General features: G+C 40.9%; 14 protein-coding genes. 7 read left to right on the top strand and 7 right to left on the bottom strand.

Going from position 1 to position 16,162, the window contains the following annotated elements; all coding sequences use genetic code 11:
• Nucleotides 1-9 precede the first annotated feature (9 nt).
• Nucleotides 10-852 carry a LytR/AlgR family response regulator transcription factor gene (locus HUW48_RS11580; RefSeq protein WP_182415822.1) on the bottom strand — a complete coding sequence of 281 codons (843 nt, stop codon included), beginning with the start codon at nucleotides 850-852 and terminating at the stop codon, nucleotides 10-12.
• 484 nt (nucleotides 853-1,336) lie between these two features.
• On the opposite strand from HUW48_RS11580, the gene HUW48_RS11575 reads away from it, so the two are divergent.
• A complete protein-coding gene (locus HUW48_RS11575; RefSeq protein WP_182415821.1) occupies nucleotides 1,337-2,773 on the top strand; it encodes a tail fiber domain-containing protein in 1,437 nt (478 codons plus the stop codon).
• A gap of 89 nt (nucleotides 2,774-2,862) precedes the next feature.
• On the opposite strand, the gene HUW48_RS11570 is transcribed toward HUW48_RS11575, so the two are convergent.
• From HUW48_RS11570 to HUW48_RS11545, 6 genes are all read right to left on the bottom strand, one after another.
• Nucleotides 2,863-3,600 (bottom strand): head GIN domain-containing protein, encoded by a 738-nt coding sequence (locus tag HUW48_RS11570; RefSeq protein WP_182415820.1) that lies wholly within the window; start codon nucleotides 3,598-3,600, stop codon nucleotides 2,863-2,865.
• A 373-nt stretch (nucleotides 3,601-3,973) separates the two neighbouring features.
• The gene (locus tag HUW48_RS11565) at nucleotides 3,974-4,846 is read right to left on the bottom strand and encodes a DUF4440 domain-containing protein (protein WP_182415819.1); all 873 of its coding nucleotides are present in this window, start codon (nucleotides 4,844-4,846) and stop codon (nucleotides 3,974-3,976) included.
• Between the two features lie 209 nt (nucleotides 4,847-5,055).
• On the bottom strand, nucleotides 5,056-6,087 hold the full coding sequence (locus HUW48_RS11560; RefSeq protein ID WP_182415818.1) for a S41 family peptidase: 1,032 nt from the start codon (nucleotides 6,085-6,087) through the stop codon (nucleotides 5,056-5,058).
• A 21-nt stretch (nucleotides 6,088-6,108) separates the two neighbouring features.
• On the bottom strand, nucleotides 6,109-6,936 hold the full coding sequence (locus tag HUW48_RS11555; RefSeq protein ID WP_182415817.1) for a hypothetical protein: 828 nt from the start codon (nucleotides 6,934-6,936) through the stop codon (nucleotides 6,109-6,111).
• A 117-nt stretch (nucleotides 6,937-7,053) separates the two neighbouring features.
• On the bottom strand, nucleotides 7,054-8,565 hold the full coding sequence (locus HUW48_RS11550) for a S41 family peptidase (protein WP_182415816.1): 1,512 nt from the start codon (nucleotides 8,563-8,565) through the stop codon (nucleotides 7,054-7,056).
• Between the two features lie 96 nt (nucleotides 8,566-8,661).
• Complete coding sequence (locus HUW48_RS11545) at nucleotides 8,662-9,921, bottom strand: helix-turn-helix domain-containing protein (protein WP_182415815.1); 1,260 nt, start codon at nucleotides 9,919-9,921, stop codon at nucleotides 8,662-8,664.
• 342 nt (nucleotides 9,922-10,263) lie between these two features.
• On the opposite strand from HUW48_RS11545, the gene HUW48_RS11540 reads away from it, so the two are divergent.
• From HUW48_RS11540 to HUW48_RS11515, 6 genes are all read left to right on the top strand, one after another.
• Nucleotides 10,264-10,977, top strand: coding sequence for a sulfotransferase-like domain-containing protein (locus HUW48_RS11540; RefSeq protein WP_262891509.1), 714 nt, complete (start codon nucleotides 10,264-10,266; stop codon nucleotides 10,975-10,977).
• Between the two features lie 2 nt (nucleotides 10,978-10,979).
• Nucleotides 10,980-11,882 (top strand): aminotransferase class IV, encoded by a 903-nt coding sequence (locus HUW48_RS11535; RefSeq protein ID WP_182415813.1) that lies wholly within the window; start codon nucleotides 10,980-10,982, stop codon nucleotides 11,880-11,882.
• Nucleotides 11,883-12,088: 206 nt separating this feature from the next.
• On the top strand, nucleotides 12,089-12,796 hold the full coding sequence (locus HUW48_RS11530) for an orotidine 5'-phosphate decarboxylase / HUMPS family protein (RefSeq protein WP_182415812.1): 708 nt from the start codon (nucleotides 12,089-12,091) through the stop codon (nucleotides 12,794-12,796).
• 290 nt (nucleotides 12,797-13,086) lie between these two features.
• Nucleotides 13,087-14,112 (top strand): zinc-binding dehydrogenase, encoded by a 1,026-nt coding sequence (locus tag HUW48_RS11525; RefSeq protein WP_182415811.1) that lies wholly within the window; start codon nucleotides 13,087-13,089, stop codon nucleotides 14,110-14,112.
• Nucleotides 14,113-14,114: 2 nt separating this feature from the next.
• Nucleotides 14,115-14,930: an SDR family NAD(P)-dependent oxidoreductase gene (locus tag HUW48_RS11520; RefSeq protein WP_182415810.1), complete on the top strand. Its 816-nt coding sequence runs from the start codon at nucleotides 14,115-14,117 to the stop codon at nucleotides 14,928-14,930.
• Nucleotides 14,931-15,063: 133 nt separating this feature from the next.
• Complete coding sequence (locus HUW48_RS11515) at nucleotides 15,064-15,948, top strand: sugar phosphate isomerase/epimerase family protein (protein WP_182415809.1); 885 nt, start codon at nucleotides 15,064-15,066, stop codon at nucleotides 15,946-15,948.
• Nucleotides 15,949-16,162: the final 214 nt, after the last annotated feature.

The following is a 16,162-nucleotide window of genomic DNA, read 5'->3' as shown; positions in this document are numbered from 1 at the left end:
AGTTGGTGGTTAACGTTTCAGCCAGCGCCGGAACGCGGGAGCTTTATCGCGGCTAATGGTAAAGCTTTCGGGTAATTTGGAATGAGGCTTAAGTTGAACCGTAAGTTTCCCGTGGGTTTCGGTGGTAAAGCTTTCTATCAGATCGGCGGTTAAAATAAACTTACGGTTTGCCCGGAAAAATAGACTCTCGGGCAGTTGTTCTTCCAGGCGATCCAAAGATAAATCCAGCAGGTAGGTTTTATTATCGGCGGTAAGCAAATAAGTTTCTTTGGCTTCGGAGTAAGCACAGCTTATTTCGGGGTACGGTACCCGTATTTCTTTTTTTCCGGACCTAACCAGCAAATGTTCGTGGTTAACCGAAGTTTCTTGCTGTAACACCTGCACTAATGACTCTTTTTCTGATTGGGTATACAGGTAAGAATCATAAAAGTACAAGCCGATGTAGATGCCATTAATAAATAGTAAAAATATTAAAGCAATTATAACATCCAGGCTCCAGTAATGCTCCATTTGGTAAGGCCGAATAAAGCGGTATTCCAATAAAACTAAAATACTAAGGGATAAAATACCCGTAACACAAGTTGCTATAATCTGAATAACCAGCCGCACTACGAAGTTTTGTTGCCACGGATAGTGTTTATCGAGCTGGGTTATGATTAATCTTACCATTTGCCAGACTAAAAATATCTTGACAGCGTCACTTAGCACCTCATACACAAACCAACTATTAAATTGGATATCGTCGTAGGTGAGGTAATAGCCAAAGGCGGTTATAACCGGAATGCCTATAATTCGAATCCATTTATCGTGGTAAACAGGAAGCGGCTGTAACGGAGTTAATTCAGCAGGCATAAAGCTAAACAAATACTTTTAAAGGCGAAGATACAAGGTAAATAGGTTGCATTATCTATCCAATGGCTGCCTAATTTTAATGAGATTTAGTAAATTTTCTTACGCTCTCTGCATTGGTTTATTTATTTTTAAAATTACTCCTGATGTACTACTATTAAAGTTATTTTTGATCTTTTTCGACAAAACAAAACGTTAGACCAACGCTTAATTTGTATTATTTGATTATTTTCTTTAAATTTATTTAAAATATTAATTACAAAATCAAGCTTAATTTAATGGCTTGTAATAAATTTAGTTTAATCTAATAAGCTCACTGTTCTATTACAAACCTGATTGCACTCCATATAATGGCATTATTTAGCCTTTTAAAACCTATACTTCTACGGTCATTCTTCTAAATACTCCAACTTCTTTTAACTCGGTAGAGGTCTGATTTTTGAAGTTATTCTAATAAACTTATCTCAACAAAGCAAAACTAAAATTTATGAAAAAAGCCTTACTTCTTCTGGTACTTATTAGTGCAACCAGCGGCATTATCTCGGATAATGCTTATGCGCAGCAAAATTGGTTAGTAGGCGGCAATAGCTTAACTGGTGTGGGCAGAATTGGGTCGATCAGCAATAATTCAATTATATTCCTGACTAATAACGAGGATCGGGGCCGGGTAACAAATGCGGGTTTGTGGGGTTTTGGCACAACCGAACCTAACGCGAAAGTTCACATTAATAGTGCCTTAGGGCAAATTCCTTTACGCATACAAATTAACGGTACCACTAAATTCTTAGCGCACAACAATGGCGGACTTTCTATCGGTGGTTTTGATAATCCGCCGACTAATGGCTTGTATGCGGCGGGTAGAGTAGGATTTGGTACACCTGTTCCTTTAGCTAAACTCCACGTGAATCATAACAGTACCGCTAGTGCTCCGCACTTATTTTTGTTTGAAAATGATTCAGATTATGCCCGCTTACACTTTGGCAATACCAGTACCTCAAATTACTTTGCTATAGCTGCTCTACCGGCAGTGAATAATGCGGCTTCTAAACTTAATTTCCGCTACAGTGCTACCGGCGACATTTTAACGGTTCAAGGTAACGGTAAAGTGGGCGTAAATACAACTGCGCCTCTTACTGATTTGCATGTTCGTCATGGTATAGGTTCCGGCAACACCGATGGCTTACGAGTAGCTAACAGCGGTGCTAATAATGAAAACTGGACCTTTTACGTGTTAAACAGCACCGGCGCTTTGGAGTTGTATGAAAATGGCCAATTCAGGGGTTCTTTCGACGATGTTTCCGGGGTGTACACGGCCGCTTCGGATTTAAAAATGAAAAAAGATATCGAGAAATCCGATGTGGTTTTACCGAAAGTACTGCAACTCGGCGTTAAAAAGTACCATTTTCAAAAGAACGCTCCCGCCGATGATAAATACTACGGAATGATTGCCCAGGAGGTAGAAAAAATTTTTCCGGAAGTAGTACACCACCAAAAGGCCGATGATGGTAGCGAACATTATACCATGGATTACAGTGCATTTGGAGTGTTGGCCATTAAAGCCATTCAGGAGCAGCAACAAACCATTAGCTCCTTAACCGAACGAATTGCTAAATTAGAAGCTACTTTGGGCACTAACAACAATTCTAATTTCGTAAATACCGATTTAATTGGAGCCTCGCTGGAGCAAAATCAACCCAATCCTTTTAATCAGATTACCACCTTCCGGTACACCTTGCCGATTGGTACGAATGGCTTGCTAAAAATTTATGAAGCTACTTCGGGTAAATTAGTTAAAACTTTGCCTGCCCCAGCTAGTGGTCAGGTGCAGGTAAACGCTCAGGATTTAAAAGCCGGTACTTACGTGTATACTTTGGTGGTAAACGGTAAAGTGGCCGCTTCGAAGCAAATGTTAATCGTGCAATAATTTTATATTTAAAAAGAAAACCCCGGCTATAGTTAAATAGCTAGGGTTTTGTTTGGATGCAAATTGTTTAGCAGTATAAAAGATTCTTTTTACTCGTGCACCACTTTTCCGGAGCCGCTAATTTTAGTATTTACGGTTGGGTTACCCCGGTAAAAAACTGTACCGCTACCCGATAAATCTACATCAAGGGTTTTACTGGCCGAAACCTGGGTCTTGCCGGAACCCGCTACTTTCACTTGTACATCTTCGGCGGCCAGATTATAAGATTTTACTTTTCCCGAACCGGCTATAGTAATTGATTGCTGTTTGGTTGTGCCCGCCAGTTCCATATCGCCGGAACCCATCACCCGCGCTATTACTTTAGTAGCGGCCAGTTCTGCTTGAATAGTGCCCGAGCCATTTACCGCCACCGACAATTCAGAAGCTGTTAATTTATTCTGACCCATTATTTTACCGGAACCGTTGATATAGAATGAACTTACTTCGGGTACGGTAAGGTATACTTGCACGGTTTTACTCCGCCGGATACATTTATCAAATTCAATTTTCCATTTACCATTTTGCACGTTGGTATTTAATTCATCCAGAATGTTGGGCTCACCTTTTACTTCTACTTTTTGGGGAGATCCTTGCGTAATGTACACTTCAAAATCGCCGTTTACATCTACTTCGTGAAAAGATTGTAATTGTAGGGTGCGGGTAGTTATATCACCCTGACCTTTAATGCAAAATGGGCCATCTTCGTCACAAGAAGTTAAAAATAGTAAAGCTAAGGCCCAAATTCCGGTGTAAAGAAATTTCTGTTTCAGGTTAAATTGTTTTTTCATAGTTAAATAGGATTGTGGATTGATTAGGTATTATGTTTAGTTATAAGATTGAATTTGTAAAATTTTGAAAAGTTCCAGGCATCAGGAAATCCAATAAAGAATATACTGTTTCGGCTTTTTTAGTTAAAGCACTACCAAGCTGTTTGACAAGGAAAATAATTGGAACCTTGTTCGAAGTTCGTTTAATGAAACTTAATCTACCAAATAGTAAAAAGGGACTTCTTTCGTTCAAACCCGACAGGTTTTAAAAACCTGCCGAGTTTATACCGCAATGATTTTACCTTCATTTTAATAGGAAACCGCTAAATACAATTGGGTTTTAAATGAGGCTGTTCGTTTTTTTTTACTCAGAAAAATAAGATGGTGAACTACTTTACTTTTGTTCAGCAGGAGGGACCGGTGGATGAACATTAATGCTTTCGTGCAACAATTGCCAGCCTTTAATTGGATCTTTCCGCCACACGTGCATGTAAACCCCGGTTAAAGTAGTATCCTTTTCTGAATCCTGGGTGGTTGCTGTACAAGAACCATAAACCACACCTAAATCCTGGGCAGCAGCTAGCTTATAACCTTCGGGTTTAAACTTTAGATTGGTTTTTTCGGTGAATAAAGTTTTCTTTTCAGCTTCGGAAACATAAGGCGCTTTGCCAGTGCGTAGTAAACGGGCCGCTGGATGCAAAATTTCCTGATAACCTGCTGGTGTACCCGGCTGAATTTTTGCCGCTAAATTCTGATCTATTTTTATTAAATCTACTTTTTCTCTTTTCTGGTTCTTTTCAGCGGCGGGCTCAATTGTTTTTACTTCATTTTCCATCCAGGCAATGCCCGTGTTCCCATGCGAGTTACCTAAATCGATTACAAATGTCCACTTACCATCGGCTTGTTTTTCCCAGACTGTAGCGAAATCGCCGAAAGCCACATCTTTTCCTTTTACCTGGAATTTATAAGGTCCCGACGTGTACCCTAAGTCGCCGGAGGCAGCAATGGTAGCTACTACTGGATCCCAGATTAATTTTCCGGAGGTATCCGGCGGCATAAACTGGTAAATAGGCCGGCCTTTTACCAGTTTACCTTTATTTTCTAACAAGGAGTTTTCAGACATAAAAGCTAAGAAAGCAGCTCTGGTATCTTTAGTAAGCGCCATTTTCGCGAAATATCGTTCGGTATTAATTACTTCCTTAACCTGAGCTTGCGCGTATAAACTAAAAATAAAGAAACTCACTACTAGTAATAAAAATTTTTTCATTTGTTCAGAAATAGACAGTTTAAGCGTTATGCCGGTTTTCAACTGCTGTGCCAAATTTGAATTGTGAGTTTAAGCCAATAAAAGTCCTATTTTTAATAAACTATACCCTTCAAAGTGTTCGATTTCATACAGTTGTGTCCGATTTTGGAACAGATTTAGTAAAAAGGGTTTAGCAAAATGTACGTTTACCAATTAGTACAAGGCAAATATTAATGAACCACAGTTAAAGCTTTTTCTAAAACAGCATCTTTGCCGGCAAGTACCTCTGCTTTTTTGTTTTCAACTAAAATATCAGGGGCAATTCCAATGCCTTCGTAACTTTTACCATCAACCGCCCGGATATCATTAATGCTAATAGTATAATACCAGCCATTAGGCAATTCCCGTCGCGCCTGATCGGAGTAAGCTCCCAAAGTGGTATCTCCGACTTGTACAACGGGTTTAGCTGCTTTAAGTGCCCAAAGTAAAACTTCCCCGGAGCTGGTCGTCCACCGGTTAGTTAAAATTACTAAAGGCTTGGTGTATTGGTTTTTGCCTTCGGGTTGTACGTACCAATTTACGGGTGTAGTAAAATCCGTGTGTTTAGGCCCATTACGTTTGCGACTAGTCATAAACAGTTTTTTAGTGGTAGCAAACCGTCCGGCAATGTAAGCGCTATTCTTATCATAACCTCCTTCAAAATCACGTAAGTCCAACACCAAACCATCCGTATCTTTTAAATAATCGTAAATTTTATCCAGCGCTTTTTGGTAATAACCTTCATCTAAGCCCGAATCTTTCAAATAAATATAACCAATTTGGGGAGCAAGTTTACCATACGTAATGCTCGGGCTGTATTCTATAGCCTCTGTCAGGTAATGTTCTTTTACTACTTTTAAAGAAAAATCTTCGTGTTTTAATTGGCCGGCTAAACCGCCATCGTACTGCATGGGCGGTGTACCCGGCGCGAGTAGGGTCAGGTGGCTATCGTTTAAGGGGGCAAGCATCTCCGTAAAAATTTTAAATAGTTCGGCATCGGTGGTAGTAGGCTTTACCTGGGGCCGATATTGGGCATACAAGGCTTCCCAGTTTATATTTTTCACCGAAATAAAAGCCGATAATTGATCGTATTCATGCCAGAGCTGTTCAAAGTTTTGCTCCGGGTTGTTGGGGGTAACTGGTCCGACTAAAGTATCTTCGCAAGCCGATAAACTCAGCCAAATACCTATTAGTGTAAAAAAATTACTAAAAAGTTTTTTCATGATTTTATAATGGAAAGGATTTTAAAAAGAATAGTTTAATTGGGCTTGAAGATCTTGTTGATACGCCCGGATGGAATGAGGTTGGGTATAATGTTGCCAGTTAAAACTATAGGCTACTCCTGTTTGCCAATGGTAATTTAATTGGTATTGGTAGGCAGCACTTACATTTAGGCGTTGATATTGGTGAAGGGAGGTAAAGCGGCTACCCTCGGCAAAAAATGCTCTAAGGTTACCTTTTTCCGGGTCCGAGATGCTGTTGCTGTAAGGCATTCGGGAAAGCAAAGCAAAAATTGGAACAGAAGCTCCTAATTTTATTTTTTGTTTACTGGTTAAAGCTTTGTCGTACTGCAAGGCGGCGTTTAAAGCCGTGCTATTCATTCCCCAGGTGCTCCAGAAACCAATATTATCGGAGTACCCAATCCATTCTTGTAAACTAATGCCGGCAAATAAATTTTTGTTTTTAATGCGGTGTAAATATCCGGCTTCTAACTGCCCGAGGTATATGGTAGGCGCATGGAGTATTTTGAAAGTGTTTGTTTCGCCGTAAAAATCAGTGCTGCTCATAATAAATTCCCGGGCTCCAAAACCCTTAGGCAAAGCCGTACCTGTGCCTGCCTGAAAATGAAGGTACCTTCTGGATTTGGGAGCGGTGTGTTCGTAGGTGAGGCCAAGTCCATTTAAATTGGCCTGGTACACCAGGGGCGACGCTTGCTTGTCTAAAAAGTGAAAATTGCTGCGGACATAAGCTATTTGCAAAGAACTTTTTTTCAGATCCTGGGCCTGGATAAATTTGGTACTTACTAAAAGGAATAAAGCAAGCAGCCACTTAAAAGTAATAATAGGTTTCATAGTTGTTTAAATCTTAGAATTTGGGCAATAAGGAGGTAAGGCGGATTATTCAGCCGGTTTAGGATAAGGAAAACTCGAAGGTGATTTTACCAGCAAGATGGTTGCCGGTAGTAGAACTTAATTTTTTGTAGCCGAGGCGCTTTTTTTCTTGCGGATTAAGTCGAGCGTTAATTCCAGATCGGCATCGTGTTTTTGAAGAATATCTTCTATGGTGGGAATTACTTCGTGATCAGGTAAAATGCCCCGGTCTGGGTAAGGATAATCTTCTACGGCCATGTAGTAACCCCATTGCGGCGTAGCTAATTCAATTTTAGTATTGGGTAAAACGGCAACTACAAAAAAACCACTGGTGTTACCATAATAACCACCACCCGTTTCGCGCCCTATAAACGTAGCCCGGTTGTTAGAATGCGCAATGGCAGCAAACTCCGAAGTAACCGAAAAACTGTATCCATCCGTTAAAATATAAACGTCGCCTTTAAAGGGATGCGATTGCGGTTTTTGGGTTTTTAGTAATTTTTTGAAAGGAAAGGTATACATTCCGTCTTTACTTTTCCGAATTAGGAAGCGACGGTACACCGGAAACATTTTCGGTACCCAGGCAATGTGTTCGGTAAAGCTGAATTTTTTCTTTTGAGCCACCCTTATTTCATCATAATACCGGAAAGGTTTGTCGCTGAGATAGCTGTAAAGTAAAGCGCCCCATTTATCTATTCCGCCTTCGTTGCCGCGCACATCAATAATTAAGTTCTGGATATTTTTAGCGTTGAGCTGCCAGAATGTATCCCGATAGAATTTCTTTACATCCATCTGGTCTTTGTACACGTTAAAATTATCAATGGTTAAAATTGCCGTGCTGTTTTCTTTGTATTGCAGCCGCATAGGCAAACGCGGTGCTGGCTGATCTTCTTTTTCTAATTTTTGAATCGTAGCTAAATCAATGGCAGGTATAGAAACCGTTTTTACCTCTGGATTATTTTTTTCCCGGTAAGTAATTTCATAAGTGCCAGAACCACCCACGTATGTGCCGTAGTAAAAAGGGAAAAATTTAGTTAAAGATAAATACTTAACGGCTTGACTATTACCATCGGCAAAATACACGGTAGGTAATAACTTATCGATTAAGTTTTTGATGGGTTCTCCGTTAATAGCAATTATTTCAGAACCTAAGGGGATGTTATCCGAACCAGCATTATTACGCACGAGGTAGGCCTCTTTACCCGGAAAATATAAGTCCAAGGGAAAGAGTTTATCCAAGTTGTAATAATACTGCCAATGCGGGCGCTCGTGTGGCATGTATTTTACGTGGCCATCTTTTAAAGCGACGATAAGGGGAGTGGCTGCCACGTAAAACTCTTGCTGCGTCATAGGTCGGTTAAGAGTCTGATGAATACTATCGAAAAGTACATCAAAGCGGGCTTTAGGCGTATAGCGGTAAAATCCCGGGTGAGACTCTTCTAAAATGGTACGCATTACTTTCAGGTCGGCTTGCAACTGAGCTGGAGTGAACTGCTGATTTGATTCAGCCGCAGTGGGGGTGGATGAATTAGGCTGGCTCATGCCCTTGTACGAGCCGAACACTAACAGCGAGGATAATAGACAACGTTTCAAGAAGGTTACTGTTTTCATGTTTTTAGACGAAAAGAACGTTGCAAATGTATCGCCGCTGAAAACGGTTGTCGTCTTACCCGCTAAGTTCAGACGCTTTTACTGGTGTTTTGTTGGTTAATCCGCTAAGGTCGGACGGCTCTGGGCATAGCTCCGCACGTATTCGGAAGGAGTTTGCCCGGTTTGTTTTTTAAAAACTGCATTAAAGGTAGCTTTGGAATTAAAGCCAGCTTCTTCTGCAATTGCCAAATTAGTTAAATGTTTAAATTTAGGATCCACTAATAGTAGTTGCGCTTCCGCCACCCGGTATTGATTTATAAAATCGTAAAAGTTTTTATCTAATTTGTTGTTAATAATTTGTGATAAATGGTGTTTCGGAATCTGGAGCAGCGCCGCCAAATCCTGAATAGTAATATTACTTTGCCGGTAGGGTTTTTCTTCTTCCATATAATCCAGCAAACGGTTTAAATACTTTTGGCTTTCTTCCGGCTTTAAACTGGATTTTTGGTATTTCTTTCCCAAATCCTCGTTTGTTTCCAAATCATATAACTCCTGCGCTGGGGTAGGTAAAGGCTCTTTTTCAATTAGACCTTCCGAGTTTTCTAAATTTATGTTCGTCGGTGCAGGGAAAGCTGCTACTAGCCGGTTTACAAAAACCTGCGGTTGCGCCAATGCTTTGTAACCAATCCAATACACCAAAGCCACTACCATTAAGTAATGCAGATGATAATGGTAGATTTCAGTAAATACGGGCACATACCATTTCTTAGCGTAAAAGGCGATTGCTGCTACAAAAAAAATACTTAAGATTGAATAGATAAATTGCTTTACCCATTGTAGCCGGATTTTTTCTAATTCGGAATAAGTGTCAAATATTTTCCTTTCGTAACGATATAAAGCTTTTAAAGAATAAACCAGATAAAAAAGAATCTGGAACAAAGTAGCCTGACCAATTAAACCAAAATCGTCTTTACGGGCAGTTTCAAAATCATTTAAATAAGCAATTTTATCGGCGGCGGATTTTAAATAGTAAGGCAGCAAATAAAAAAAAGTAATTACGGCCGGAATAAAATGAATCACATCCACCTGTTTGAACCGGGGAACCCGTGATGTAATTTTCCGGGTAAAAAGGTACAACAAAGGACCAAAGAAAAGCGGAATAAGCCAGCTAACTTTACTCAAATGCGGAAAAGTAATAAAGAACTCCCGGGTATCGAAGGCAACTAAAATAGATTGCATCGACATTAAAAAGATTAAAGCTCCCAGTAGCCGGTTAGCTAATTGATTTGTTTTACGGGTAAATAGTAAAAATGCAAGTAAAATTCCCTGCAATGCTCCACCAACAATGATGAACTGCAGAATTTGGGTAAAACTCATATTTTAATAGCCAGAAGTGCCGCAAATTAATAAATCTATGGCTTATTACAGGTATACTTAGCTTTTTCTAATAACATTTTAATGGCTTTTTCGCAGAAAATGGAAGCTCGTAACCTTATTCATTCTCCTTAATAAAAAATTATCTGGTGTACTAATAGGTATAAGTAAATTTTTTGCCAGTTGAAGTTCAGGAAGTAGGTGGAAAATGATTTTTCTTCCGGAAACTTCTTTCAGTAAAAATACTTACTCCTTCATTAGTTTGAGTATATTGGCCGCGAGAATAAGTAAGCAGAACAGGTACCTTCTCCCATCATTCGTCTATTTAAAGTTTGGCATTATACTTTGGTTATACATTTAATCTCCGGCCCTCGCAACATTTCTACCGCGCTGATGTACTCTTTTGCCCAACGACTGGACGTGAAAGTAATGGATGAACCTTTTTATGCTTATTATTTAATTTATAGCCAATTAGAACACCCCGGGAAAGAAGAAATTTTAAAAACCCTGGAACCGGATCCTGTAAAAGTATTTGGGCAGATTCAAGAACAAGAGCAAACTTTTAATAATGTTTTCGTCAAAAACATGGGCCACCATTTGCAGGGCTTTGATTACAGTCCGATAAAACATTACCAGAATGTTTTTCTTATCCGGGACCCGGGGCAAATGCTATTGTCTTATGCCAAAGTAAGGGAAGAGCCTACTTTAAATGACATTGGTTTAAAGCAACAAGCCGAGCTTTTCACCTGGCTGCAAGCCGAAGGTCAAAATCCTCTGGTTTTAGATGGTAATGAACTTAGAAAAAACCCGGAACATGTATTACAACAGCTATGCGATGGCTTAGGCTTACCATTTAACCAAGCAATGCTTAACTGGCCGGCTGGTCCGCGAGCAGAAGATGGTTGTTGGGCTCCGTTCTGGTACGCTAAAGTGCATCAATCTACTAAATTTATGGCGCCCGATACCGATAGTTCTCCTTTACCTAATTCTCTAAGGGCCACTTACGAGGCCGCTTTACCTTATTATACTACTTTAAAACAATACGCTCTTTTAGCCTGATTATGCTGCAACAATATGACTCCCGCAATGCGGATATTAAAGTTTGGGTAAATGGTTTATGTTCCCGGCAAGATGCCCGGGTCTCGGTTTTTGATAGTGTGGTGCAAGGCGGTGATGCGGTTTGGGAAGGAATCCGGATTTATAATGGTTTTGCTTTTATGCTGGAGCAGCACATTGACCGGCTTCAGGAGTCGGCGCATGCGCTTGCTTTTGCCCAGATTCCAAGCCGGGAAGAAATTAAAGAAGCTGTAATTACTACTTTGCAAGCAAATAACATGCACGATGGGGCGCATATCCGGTTAACGCTTACCCGCGGCGAAAAAATAACTTCGGGCATGGACCCCAGATTAAACCAGGCGGGCTGCACTTTAATTGTACTAGCCGAACACAAGCCCCCGGTTTACGATAACTCAGTGGGTATTCGTTTAGTAAGCAGCGCCATTCGCCGCAATAATCCGCAGTTCTTAGATTCTAAAATTCACCATAATAATTTACTAAATAATATTTTAGCCAAAATAGAAGCCAACTTGGCTGGCGCTGATGATGCTTTAATGCTCGACATCTTAGGCTTTGTGGCCGAAACTAACGCTACTAATTTATTTATGGTGAAAAAAAATATTTTGTACACGCCATTACCAGATGCCTGTTTACCCGGAATTACCCGAAAATTAGTCTTGGAAATGGCGACAGATTTAGATATACCGGCTATCGAAAAAAATTTATCCCTAACGGAGTTTTATAATGCTGATGAGGTGTTCGCTACCGGAACCATGGGAGAACTTACCCCCGTGCAGGAAATAGATGGCCGTACGATATTAAACCGGCACGGCTCAGATATTCTGAGCAAATTGCAACAGCATTTTACTACCAAAATTGAAGTGTACGGCGTAAAACTGCCTTTTTAATTGAGTTTATAATACTTGCTTTACAATAGAAAATCGGTTTACATTTATACGGTATTAACAAAATTACTAAAGTCTATATCTAAAAAACTTTACTTCAAGCTACTTAGGTATTTAATCATATTATTTCCTATTTTACTAACTATTTATTTTGTACTTCTGCAACTCGCAGAAATTTAAATGCTTTTGTACTTTTTCACGCGTTGCTCATGAAACCTATTGTACAAATTTCGCTTGACCTTACGAATATCGAAGAAGCCTTGCAAACGGCTGCTTTAGCCCGCCGGGCTGGCGTAGATTGGTTAGAAGCGGGCACCCCCCTTATTCTGGCCGAAGGTTTACACGGGGTACGGCAGTTAGCCCAAAATTTTCCGGGTGTTCCTTTAGTGGCTGATTTAAAAACAATGGATGGCGGCTATCTGGAAGTGGAAATGATGGCAAAAGCGGGAGCTACCCACGTGGTGGTAATGGCAAGAGCGCACGAAGAAACCATAAAATGCGTGGTAAAAGCGGGCCAGGATTTTGGCGTAAAGGTAATGGGCGATAATATGGTGTGCCCTGATATGGTGGATGGGGCAAAATGGCTCGAAGATTTAGGTTGTGATTACGTCATTCATCATATTGGTTACGACGAACGCCGGGGAATTGCTGCTCAGGGAAAACGGATGCCCAGCCCTTTAGATCAGTTGCGGGAAGTAGTACAGGCGGTAAATGTACCCGTGCAAGCAGTTGGTGGCCTTTCTCTGGAACAAGCCATTCGTTGTCCGGAGTACGGTGCTCCTTTAGTAGTGCTCGGCGCACCTTTAACCATTGATGCAGATGCTTTTAGAACCGCCGATGGTGATCTGGAAAGGTCCTTGCGAATGATATGCGACAAAATACACGCTTATGGCGATGTGCCGGTTGGCAAAGGTTAAGTAGTAAGTAAAAGGTAGTAAGTAGTAAGTTTATTATTTACTTTATTTTGTCTGCTGAGCAACCTTGTGAGTAATTCACTATCCAGCATTAAATTCGATAGCCGTTTTTTACTTTATGTTCCTACAATAATTAAGTAACTGGACAAGATTTATTTACTATTATTGATATCTAAATGGAAGAAATAGTAAATGGATAAGCTGCTACATACTTAGGCATAAGTCTACTATCTTGATACATGTATCTCTTTATTTAACATATAACCTTCAACCAAAAACCTTCAACCTATAATATGAAATCTGCTGCTGTTGTCAATTTTGCTCCTCAAAAAGGATCCGTGGAAGTACGGGAAATTGCTGAACCTACTATAGGCGAAGAGGATGTGCTCCTGGAAGTAGCCAACGTAGGCGTTTGCGGTTCCGATTTGCACCAATGGACGGCCGATCATAGTTGGCCGGTTAATTATCCGGTAGTATTGGGCCACGAGTTTGGCGGGCACATTGCGGCATTAGGAAGCAAAGTTATAGGCTGGAAAGAAGGAGACCGGGTAGTTAGTGAAACGGCCGCCGTTATTGATCCTAATAATCCTATGAGCCGGAGCGGTTTGTATAACTTAGATCCAACCCGGAAAGGGTTTGGTTACGGTGTAAATGGGGCCATGACCCGGTTTGTACGGGTACCAGCCCGTTGCTTGCACCGGGTGCCCGAAAATCTGGCATTTGAAGAAGCCTGCTTAACTGAACCTTGCTGCGTGGCTTTTAACGCGGTGGTAGAAAATTCCCGGTTAAAGCCCGGCGATCGGGTGGTGGTATTAGGACCTGGCACTATTGGAATTTTATGCGCGGCCATGGCTAAACTTTGCGGGGCGGAAGTGGCTTTAGTAGGCTTGGAAGCCGATAGGCACCGGTTAGAAATCGGGAAACAATATGGTTGTGAACCTATTATCGGAGATGCTACTGCCTGGTCGCAACAACGGGATGGATTAGGAGCTGATTGTGTGATTGATGCGGCCGGGGTAAGTGCTACTTTAAAAATGGCTTTGCAACTGGTACGTCCGAACGGGCAAATTGCGAAAGTAGGTTGGGGACCACAACCTTTAAACTTTTCTCTCGATCCATTGGTACAAAAAAACATTACGCTGCAAGGTAGTTTTAGCCATAATTGGCCGGTTTGGGAGCGGGTAATAGCTTTGTTAGCCAGCGGACAATTAAATGTAAAACCCATAATTGGAGGTGTTTGGCCCATAACCGAATGGTTCGAAGCGTTTGAAAAAATGCACCGCGGCGAAGTAGTAAAGAGTGTGCTTAAACCCGTATAATTATGCGGCTGCAAAACAAAGTAATTATTGTTACCGGTAGTTGTACGGGTATTGGTAAAGCCATTGCCGAACGCTGCGTAGCCAAAGGTGCCCAAGTTATTATTCATGGTTTAGAAAAAGAATTAGGCGAAGCAGTAGTAGAACGTTTGGGAGCCGATAAAGCTACGCTGCACATTGAAGATTTAACTAATCCAGGTACTCCGCAACGCTTAGTAGATTTGGCATTGCAAGTTTTTGGCCGGTTGGATGCTGTCGTAAATAATGCGGCGTGGGTTACCAGCTCCAACATTCATACTACCGATGAAGCTTTTATGCGGCGGGTTTTAGAAATTAATACCATAGCCCCGTTTGCTTTAATTAAAGCAGCTTTACCGCACCTGAGCCAGGTACGGGGTTCTGTGTTGAATATTGGTTCGGTAAATGCCTATAGCGGAGAGCCTAATTTAATGGCCTACAGTGTGTCTAAAGGGGCGCTTATGACTTTAACGCGTAATTTAGGCGACACGCTTCACCGCGAAAATGGCGTACGGGTGAACCAAATAAATCCGGGTTGGGTACTCACCGAAAACGAAGTCCAACGCAAACACGAACAAGGACTACCCGAAGATTGGTACACCGAAATACCTTCCGTGTTTGCTCCGGCGGGTCGTATTTTGTGGCCTTCGGAAATAGCCGCCGCCGCTGTTTATTGGTTAGCCGACGAAAGCGGACCTATTAGTGGGCAGGTGGTCGATTTAGAGCAACATCCCTTTATTGGCCGTAACCCGCCAAAAGATACTTCTACCATTCCCAAGGCAGATAAAGAAGAAAGCAAATAGGATGCCTGTAAACAACTTATATTCATAACATTAAGCATTTTAAAGAAATTAGTAATACTGCTTTTTATGCTGATTGACTTGTTACCTAAATTTACTAATCCAACAACGCACAACTAATAAGGAATAACGATTTATGCCTCAGTTAGCTGCTTTTCCGAAAGCCTTTATGCAAGCTCTTTGTAAAGATGGTACCATGCAGGTTTCTGAATGGATTAACCTGGCCGTTAAACTAGATATTGATGGCTTGGAATGGTACGCAGGTTTTTTGGAAATGACCGATAAAAGTAACTGGTCCCGTTTTCGGCAAGAGGTAGAAGATCACGGAAAAGTTATTCCAATGTTGTGCTGCTCACCGGATTTCACGCATCCGGATGCTGCTTTCCGGGAAAAAGAAATTGAAAAGCAGAAAAACTGGATTGATATGGCTTATACGCTCGGCTCTTCGTATTGCCGGGTGCTTTCGGGGCAAAGACGCCCGGAACTTACGATTAAGGAAGGAATTAACTTAGCCGCCAGGAGTATTGAAGCTTGTTTACCTTACGCCCAGGAGCGGGGAATTACTTTGATTTTGGAAAATCATTACAAGGACGATTTTTGGGAATATCCGGAGTTTGCTCAAAAGATGGATGTATTCTGGGACTTGGTGCAACAGGTACAACATCCCAATTTTGGGATTAATTATGACCCAAGTAATGCCTACCTGGCGGGCGATGATCCTTTAGAATTATTACGTTTAGTAGCACGGCGGGTAGTTACCATGCACGCCAGCGACCGCTATTTAATAGAAGGTACTCTGGAAGATTTACGAAAAGAAGAAGGTGGTGCCGCCGGTTACGCCAAACGTTTACGCCACGGTGAAATAGGCAAAGGTTTAAACGATTACGATGCTATTTTTACTGAGTTAAAACAAGTTGGATTTAATGGTTGGATTAGTATTGAAGATGGAGTAGAAGGAATGGACCAACTAGAACGTAGCGTAACTTTCCTACGCCGCAAAATAGCAGAATACTGGGATTAACATTAAACATATACCAATTACCATTTACCATTTACATATTATTATTAAATAATAACCTTATAAGAATAAATTTCAAAACATTGTTTTATTAAAAGCATTCAGCAATTCGTAAAAAAAAGCTATTTTGTTATTTAAACTACTAAACGCTATTTACTGTAACATGGCACTTGGTAAATGGCAAATGGAACTTGGTAAATGGTAACTGATAAATGGT

Origin of the sequence: Adhaeribacter radiodurans, from assembly GCF_014075995.1 — a bacterium.
Taxonomy (GTDB): Bacteria; Bacteroidota; Bacteroidia; order Cytophagales; family Hymenobacteraceae; genus Adhaeribacter; species Adhaeribacter radiodurans.
The sequence above is the reverse complement of the archived record's forward strand: the minus strand, read 5'-3'. Positions and strand labels throughout refer to the sequence as shown.

Excerpts from the sequence above, each read along its gene's own strand:
- HUW48_RS11580 (WP_182415822.1), bottom strand. The coding sequence starts at position 852 with ATGCCTGCTGAATTAACTCCGTTACAGCCGCTTCCTGTTTACCACGAT.
- HUW48_RS11575 (WP_182415821.1), top strand. The coding sequence starts at position 1,337 with ATGAAAAAAGCCTTACTTCTTCTGGTACTTATTAGTGCAACCAGCGGC.
- HUW48_RS11570 (WP_182415820.1), bottom strand. The coding sequence starts at position 3,600 with ATGAAAAAACAATTTAACCTGAAACAGAAATTTCTTTACACCGGAATT.
- HUW48_RS11565 (WP_182415819.1), bottom strand. The coding sequence starts at position 4,846 with ATGAAAAAATTTTTATTACTAGTAGTGAGTTTCTTTATTTTTAGTTTA.
- HUW48_RS11560 (WP_182415818.1), bottom strand. The coding sequence starts at position 6,087 with ATGAAAAAACTTTTTAGTAATTTTTTTACACTAATAGGTATTTGGCTG.
- HUW48_RS11555 (WP_182415817.1), bottom strand. The coding sequence starts at position 6,936 with ATGAAACCTATTATTACTTTTAAGTGGCTGCTTGCTTTATTCCTTTTA.
- HUW48_RS11550 (WP_182415816.1), bottom strand. The coding sequence starts at position 8,565 with ATGAAAACAGTAACCTTCTTGAAACGTTGTCTATTATCCTCGCTGTTA.
- HUW48_RS11545 (WP_182415815.1), bottom strand. The coding sequence starts at position 9,921 with ATGAGTTTTACCCAAATTCTGCAGTTCATCATTGTTGGTGGAGCATTG.
- HUW48_RS11535 (WP_182415813.1), top strand. The coding sequence starts at position 10,980 with ATGCTGCAACAATATGACTCCCGCAATGCGGATATTAAAGTTTGGGTA.
- HUW48_RS11530 (WP_182415812.1), top strand. The coding sequence starts at position 12,089 with ATGAAACCTATTGTACAAATTTCGCTTGACCTTACGAATATCGAAGAA.
- HUW48_RS11525 (WP_182415811.1), top strand. The coding sequence starts at position 13,087 with ATGAAATCTGCTGCTGTTGTCAATTTTGCTCCTCAAAAAGGATCCGTG.
- HUW48_RS11520 (WP_182415810.1), top strand. The coding sequence starts at position 14,115 with ATGCGGCTGCAAAACAAAGTAATTATTGTTACCGGTAGTTGTACGGGT.
- HUW48_RS11515 (WP_182415809.1), top strand. The coding sequence starts at position 15,064 with ATGCCTCAGTTAGCTGCTTTTCCGAAAGCCTTTATGCAAGCTCTTTGT.